We start from the raw sequence: 268 nt of genomic DNA, 5'->3' as shown, positions 1-268 counted from the left end.
ACTGACTACGCAGTACAAAAAGGCGATACGTGGCATTCTATAGCCCGTAGACACGGAATTTCTCTTGAGGATCTCCTTGCACTTAATCGTGCAGAAAAGGATGATAAATTATTCGCAGGACAAGTTGTCCGCATTGCATAAGGTGTATAATATTTGCAGGAGCTAATCCTTAATTTTATTTTCAATAGAGTTAAAAAAGACTAGACGCCCGTCTAGTCTTTTTTTTGTTGCATTTTTATTTGAGGAGGGCGGAGTGGAGGCACGAGTC

1 protein-coding gene is annotated in these 268 nt (G+C 40.7%); it reads left to right on the top strand.

Annotated features, from left to right (window positions below; all coding sequences use genetic code 11):
- Positions 1-141 (top strand): LysM domain-containing protein (locus AOA62_RS32715; protein ID WP_143521936.1); only part of this gene is annotated, 141 nt, incomplete at its 5' end.
- Positions 142-268: the final 127 nt, after the last annotated feature.

The sequence above is a fragment of the Pseudomonas sp. 2995-3 genome, from assembly GCF_002742565.1.
Taxonomy (GTDB): Bacteria; Pseudomonadota; Gammaproteobacteria; order Pseudomonadales; family Pseudomonadaceae; genus Aquipseudomonas; species Aquipseudomonas edaphica.
Note: the sequence above shows the minus strand (reverse complement) of the source record. Positions and strands in the feature narration are given on the sequence as shown.